The sequence below is a fragment of the Rhodospirillales bacterium RIFCSPLOWO2_02_FULL_58_16 genome (genome assembly GCA_001830425.1).
Lineage (GTDB): Bacteria > Pseudomonadota > Alphaproteobacteria > Rhodospirillales > 2-02-FULL-58-16 > 2-02-FULL-58-16.
In genome coordinates this window covers 24,769-30,768 of the sequence record MIAA01000031.1, presented here as the reverse complement: position 1 = coordinate 30,768, position 6,000 = coordinate 24,769, and the positions used below count along the sequence as shown (strand labels likewise).

Genomic DNA, 6,000 nt, shown 5'->3' with positions numbered 1-6,000 from the left:
CAACGACCCCCTCTAACTCCCCCTTAAACAAGGGGGAGGATTTTTCAGAGTCATTTTTTATGGCCGCTGGTATTAAAATGGCCGCTCCACCCATAGCTTTATCTAAGCCGCTCAAGTTTGCTGAATGGCTATTCAGAGGCGGCGACGGCGGTCTCCCCGGCGGCGATGCGCTCCCGATCAGCGGCGCCTTTGGCCCCCAAGTCCCTGTCCACCAATTCGATGATGGCCATAGGGGCGCAGTCGCCATGACGGTTTCCGGCCTTAAGCACCCTGGTATACCCGCCGTTGCGCTCCTTATAGCGCTCGGCCAACGCCCCGAACAGCTTGCCGACAAGCAGCTTGTCCTGAAGGTTAGACAGCGCCTGACGCTTGGCGTGCAGAGTGCCGCGTTTGCCGAGCGTGATCATCTTATCGGCAAACCGCCGCAATTCCCTGGCCTTGGGCAAAGTGGTTTCGATCTGCTCATGACTCAACAACGCCACCGCCATGTTGGAAAACATTGCCTTGCGGTGAGAGCTGGTGCGGTTCAGTTTGCGGCCGCTAAGGCGGTGGCGCATCGTATAATCTCCTAATTATCGCGCACGGGCATAATTATCCCGTACGACCGGTCATTCAACTTAAAAAGGGTCTTCCAGCTTCTTCGCCATATCCTCAATATTTTCAGGCGGCCAAGCGGGAATATCCATACCAAGGTGCAACGCCATATGAGTAAGCACCTCCTTGATCTCGTTCAAGGACTTACGTCCGAAGTTCGGCGTGCGCAGCATATCGGCCTCGGTTTTCCGGACAAGATCGCCGATATAGACGATATTGTCGTTCTTGAGGCAGTTGGCGGAGCGCACCGACAACTCCAACTCATCCACCTTGCGCAGCAGGTTTCTGTTGAAGGGAAGGTCTATCCTCTCCTCCATGTCCGCCGCCGCCTTCGGCTCGTCAAAATTAATAAATAACTGCAACTGATCCTGAAGAATCCTGGCCGCCAACGCAACGGCGTCCTCAGGCGTCACGGCGCCGTTAGTCGTCACATCAAGAGACAGCTTGTCATGGTCGGTAACCTGACCGACGCGGGTATTTTCAACCTTATAGGTGACCTTGCGCACCGGCGAGAACACCGCGTCAACGGGGATCAGTCCGATCGGCGATTCCTCGGCGCGGGTTTGGGTCGCCGGCACATATCCCTTGCCGTGCTCCACCGTCAACTCCATAGAAAGCTTCGCCTGCTTGTCCATAGTGCAGATAACAAGATCGGGGTCCATAATTTCGATATCGGGTCCGGTCTCAATCATGCTTGCCTTGACCTCGCCCGATCCGGACGCCTTAAGCGTCATGCGCCTCGGTCCCTCGCAATTCATGCGCAACCCCATCGACTTGATGTTGAGCACGATATCGGTGACGTCTTCACGAACTCCGGGTATGGACGAGAACTCGTGCAGCACGCCGTCAACCTGGACGGAAGTCACCGCCCCCCCTTGCAGGGATGACAGCAATATCCGCCTCAGCGCGTTGCCCAGGGTCAGACCGAAGCCCCGTTCCAGGGGTTCAGCCACGATAACGGCCCTGCGCGCAGCATCAACGCCGGGGACTATATCGAGCTTGCCGGGTTTAATGAGAGCCTGCCAATTTTTCTGGATCACGGCGACTTTCCTCACTTCAAACAAAAATTACGGCCCCAAGAACGAAGCCTTACAAATTACTTCCCGATCCCAACAAGGATCGAAAAAACTAAAACGGCGATCCCGTCGCCCTGTTTTGCCTAAACGCGACGACGCTTGCGCGGGCGGCAACCGTTATGAGGAATTGCCGTTACATCGCGGATGGCCTTGATCGTAAAGCCGACGGTCTGCAATGCGCGCAAAGCCGATTCCCTTCCCGACCCCGGCCCTTTTACCTCGACATCCAAAGTTTTCATGCCGTGTTCCATCGCCTTGCGCCCCGCTTCCTCGCCGGCGACCTGGGCGGCGTAGGGCGTGGACTTCCGCGACCCCTTGAACCCCTGAGACCCGGACGACGCCCAGGCAATGGTATTGCCCTGGGCATCGGTGATGGTGATCATGGTGTTATTAAAAGATGCGTTAACGTGAGCAACGCCGGAAACAATATTCTTGCGTTCGCGCTTGCGCGGACGTTGCGTGGTCGGTTTCGCCATGATCTGTTTTCTCCGGATTCTTTACTTGGTGGTTTTTTTCTTGCCGGCGATAGCCTTGGCCGGTCCCTTGCGGGTGCGCGCATTGGTATGAGTGCGCTGCCCCCTTACGGGTAAATTGCGACGATGGCGAACGCCGCGATAGCATCCCAAATCCATGAGCCGCTTGACGTTCATCGCCAGCTCGCGCCGAAGCTCGCCCTCAACCTGATAGTCACGATCAATGACGTCGCGGATGCGGGTCAGCTCATCATCGGTGAGGTCCATCACCCTGCGCCCGACCGTAATGCCTACCTCTTTGCAGATTTCACGGGCCTTGGTCCGACCGATTCCAAAAATATAAGTAAGTGAAATTGCAACCCGTTTGTTGGTCGGAATGTTCACACCCGCGATTCGCGCCAAAGTCGTTTCTCCTTAACCTCAAGTTTTTAAACGATAAAAAGACCGGAAGGGGTCAAAAGAGCGGCGATTATAAGCTCTTGCGCCCTCAAGTCAACATGGTCTCTTTATCCCAGAATCTCCCAAATTTTATTCGACGCATCTTCAATAGAATTACCGCCGGCGACCGTTCTTACCAGTCCCTTCTTTGCATAGTGACTGATGATCGGTTTGGTTTGCTCATGATAGGCCTTAAGGCGGGCAATCACCGTCTTGACGTTATCATCAGCGCGGCGGATAAATTCGGATGATCCGCATTTGTCACAGACATTTTCCACCTTGGTCGGCAGAAACTTTTCATTATAACCGGCGCCGCACTTTGCGCAGGTGAAACGCTTGGTGATGCGCTCGACCAAGGCGTCATCATCGGCCTCGATAACGATCACATGATCAAGTCCGAGGTTTTTATCGGCGAGCATTTCGTCCAGGGCTTCCGCCTGTGGAATGGTGCGCGGGAACCCGTCAAGAATAAAACCGTTCCCGCAATCATCCTTGCCGATGCGCCTTGATATCATGTCGATGATCATTTCATCAGGGGCCAGACCGCCGCCGTTTATCACGTCCTTGATCTTTGCTCCGAGCGCGCTGCCTGAATTCACCTCGACGCGCAGCATATCGCCGGTGGAAAGTTGAACGACGCCGAACTTTTCCTCAATTCTTTTAGCCTGAGTTCCCTTGCCGGCGCCGGGAGGTCCCAACAATATGAGATTTGTCACTTGCGGTCTCTCAGCCTGGACTTCTTGATCAGTCCCTCATATTGGTGGGCCAAAAGATGAGACTGCACCTGAGTCACCGTGTCCATGGTCACCGTAACGACGATCAGCAGACTGGTGCCGCCGAAATAGAACGGAACCGAATATTGGGAAATCAGTATCTCCGGCAATAAACAGACTACAGCCAGATAAGCGGCGCCGATCACCGTCAGGCGCGTCAAAATCCTGTCCAGATGCTCGGCGGTATTCTTTCCGGGCCGGATTCCGGGCACAAAGCCGCCGTGCTTTTTCAGATTCTCGGCCGTCTCATGGGGATTAAACACCACCGCCGTATAGAAAAAGGCGAAAAACACAATAAGACCGAGATAGATTGTCAAATAACCCGCCTGTCCGCGCCCCAAAAAGGCGGAGACCGTCGTCAGCCATTCCGGCCCCTGTCCGGCGGAAAAACCGATCACGGTAATCGGCAACAGCAGAATCGAGCTGGCGAAAATAGGCGGGATCACGCCCGATGTATTGATCTTGAGCGGAAGATGCGAACTCTCGCCGCCGGTCACTTTATTTCCCTGCTGACGCTTGGGATACTGCACGATGATGCGCCGCTGGGCGCGCTCGATAAAGATAATGAAAAAGATTACCCCTACCGACATCGCCAACAGGAAAATAATGAATATCGTCGACAGCGCCCCGGTGCGTCCCAACTCAAGGGTGCCGGCGATGGCGTGCGGCAGATTGGCGACAATTCCGGCGAAGATGATCAACGAAATGCCGTTGCCGACGCCACGGGCCGTGATCTGCTCGCCGAGCCACATCAGGAACATGGTTCCGCCGACCAGCGTCACCACCGTGGTGAAACGGAAAAACAAGCCGGGATCAATAACCGCCGAACCGGAACTGGAGGTCATGCCCTCAAGGCCGGCGGAGATTCCGTAAGCTTGCAGGGCGGTAATTATCACCGTTCCATAACGGGTGTACTGATTGATTTTCTTGCGTCCGCTTTCGCCTTCCTTTTTCAGCGCTTCCAGTTGCGGAGACACCGAAGTCATCAACTGCATGATAATAGAGGCCGAGATGTAGGGCATGATGTTAAGGGCGAAAATAGTCATCCGGCTTAACGCGCCGCCGGTGAACATGTCGAACATGCCGAAGATGCCGCCGGCGTTTTGCTTGAAAATATCCTTAAGGACAACCGGATCGATGCCGGGAAGCGGGATATAAGTGCCGAGACGATAAACAATAAGCGCGCAAAGCGTAAACCAGATACGCTTTTTCAGCTCGGTGGCCTTATTAAAGGCGCCAAAGTTCATATTACCGGCAAGTTGTTCGGCGGCGGAAGCCATGGGCGTTTTCCTGCCTTAGTCTTTATTAACCTTGATCCACGGCTCTGGCTTTAGCCTTAGCGGCCTTGGCTTTTGCTTTGGCGGCGTCGCCGGCGGTGGCGGCGAGGATATTAACCTTTCCGCCCGCTTTCTCGACGGCGGCAATGGCGGCCTTTGAAGCGCCATTAACGTCAAAGGTCAATTTGGCCTTGAGTTCACCCTTGGCCAGCAACTTTATGCCGTCATGGGAACCCTTGATCAAGCCAGCGGCGCGCAGAGTCTCGGCATTGACGACGGCGGAAGCCTTAAGCTTGCCGGCGTCAACGGCGACCTGCAAGCGGCCCAGATTGATCTCGGCCAAATCCTTGTCGTAAAGATTATTGAATCCGCGCTTGGGCAGCCGCCTGAAAAGCGGCATCTGTCCACCCTCGAATCCCAGCAGAGAAACGCCGCTGCGCGCCTTTTGTCCCTTATCGCCGCGACCGGCGGTTTTGCCGGTGCCCGAGCCGATGCCGCGCCCGACGCGCTTACGATTCCTGACGGCGCCGGGGTTATCACGAAGATCGTTTAGTTTCATGCCTTAGGTATCCCTCGCCCCGAAATTACGCCTGTTTTTCAACCCGGACCAGGTGACTGACCTTTTTGATCATGCCGCGCACTGACGGCGTGTCTTCCAACTCGCGGGTTCTGTTCATCTTGTTAAGTCCAAGACCGATCAGGGTTGCCCGCTGATCATTCTCGCGACCGATGGGGCTTCCGATCTGAGTGACCTTAACGATCCCCTTTTTCTGAGCAGTCATCGCTACTACTCCTTCGACGCGGATATTGCGCCGGTGCGGCGCGCCACGATTTCGCCCACCTTCTTTCCACGCCGGGCCGCCACGATACGCGGCGACATGGAACAGCTCAAGGCGTCGAAAGTCGCTTTGACCATGTTATGAGGGTTAGTCGAACCGAGAGATTTAGCAACCACATCCTGCACCCCCATCGTCTCGAAAACGGCGCGCATAGGACCGCCGGCGATGATGCCTGTGCCCGGCGCCGCGCTGCGCAACACCACCTTGCCTGCGCCATAGCTGCCCGTAACGTCATGGTGAATGGTGCGTCCATCGCGCAACGGAACGCGGATCATCGTGCGCTTGGCCTGATCGGTAGCCTTGCGGATGGCCTCGGGAACCTCACGCGCCTTGCCGGAGCCGTAGCCGACGCGCCCGTTGCCGTCCCCGGCGACGACCAGAGCGGCAAAGGAAAAACGACGCCCGCCCTTGACCACCTTGGCGACGCGGTTGATATGAACCAGCTTATCGGTAAATTCCGAATCCTCGCCGGATTCGGTTTGCGATCCACGGGACCTTCCCGAGGGCTTCTTTGTCGGTGTTTGAGACAT

At 55.8% G+C, this 6,000-nt stretch carries 9 protein-coding genes; all 9 read right to left on the bottom strand.

What is annotated here, in order from left to right:
- Positions 1 to 128: 128 nt before the first annotated feature.
- Positions 129 to 557 carry a 50S ribosomal protein L17 gene (locus A3H92_01355; GenBank protein ID OHC74579.1) on the bottom strand — a complete coding sequence of 143 codons (429 nt, stop codon included), beginning with the start codon at positions 555 to 557 and terminating at the stop codon, positions 129 to 131.
- A 60-nt stretch (positions 558 to 617) separates the two neighbouring features.
- Positions 618 to 1,634: a DNA-directed RNA polymerase subunit alpha gene (locus A3H92_01350; GenBank protein OHC74594.1), complete on the bottom strand. Its 1,017-nt coding sequence runs from the start codon at positions 1,632 to 1,634 to the stop codon at positions 618 to 620.
- A gap of 119 nt (positions 1,635 to 1,753) precedes the next feature.
- Positions 1,754 to 2,146 (bottom strand): 30S ribosomal protein S11, encoded by a 393-nt coding sequence (locus A3H92_01345; protein OHC74578.1) that lies wholly within the window; start codon positions 2,144 to 2,146, stop codon positions 1,754 to 1,756.
- 21 nt (positions 2,147 to 2,167) lie between these two features.
- Positions 2,168 to 2,545, bottom strand: coding sequence for a 30S ribosomal protein S13 (locus tag A3H92_01340; protein ID OHC74577.1), 378 nt, complete (start codon positions 2,543 to 2,545; stop codon positions 2,168 to 2,170).
- Between the two features lie 104 nt (positions 2,546 to 2,649).
- Complete coding sequence (locus tag A3H92_01335) at positions 2,650 to 3,297, bottom strand: adenylate kinase (GenBank protein ID OHC74576.1); 648 nt, start codon at positions 3,295 to 3,297, stop codon at positions 2,650 to 2,652.
- Positions 3,294 to 4,634 (bottom strand): preprotein translocase subunit SecY, encoded by a 1,341-nt coding sequence (locus tag A3H92_01330; GenBank protein OHC74575.1) that lies wholly within the window; start codon positions 4,632 to 4,634, stop codon positions 3,294 to 3,296. Before A3H92_01330 ends, A3H92_01335 begins: the two co-directional genes overlap by 4 nt.
- 25 nt (positions 4,635 to 4,659) lie before the next feature.
- A complete protein-coding gene (locus A3H92_01325) occupies positions 4,660 to 5,190 on the bottom strand; it encodes a 50S ribosomal protein L15 (protein OHC74574.1) in 531 nt (176 codons plus the stop codon).
- 25 nt (positions 5,191 to 5,215) lie between these two features.
- Positions 5,216 to 5,413 carry a 50S ribosomal protein L30 gene (locus tag A3H92_01320; protein OHC74573.1) on the bottom strand — a complete coding sequence of 66 codons (198 nt, stop codon included), beginning with the start codon at positions 5,411 to 5,413 and terminating at the stop codon, positions 5,216 to 5,218.
- 5 nt (positions 5,414 to 5,418) lie between these two features.
- The gene (locus A3H92_01315; GenBank protein ID OHC74593.1) at positions 5,419 to 5,913 is read right to left on the bottom strand and encodes a 30S ribosomal protein S5; all 495 of its coding nucleotides are present in this window, start codon (positions 5,911 to 5,913) and stop codon (positions 5,419 to 5,421) included.
- Between the last annotated feature and the right edge of the window lie 87 nt (positions 5,914 to 6,000).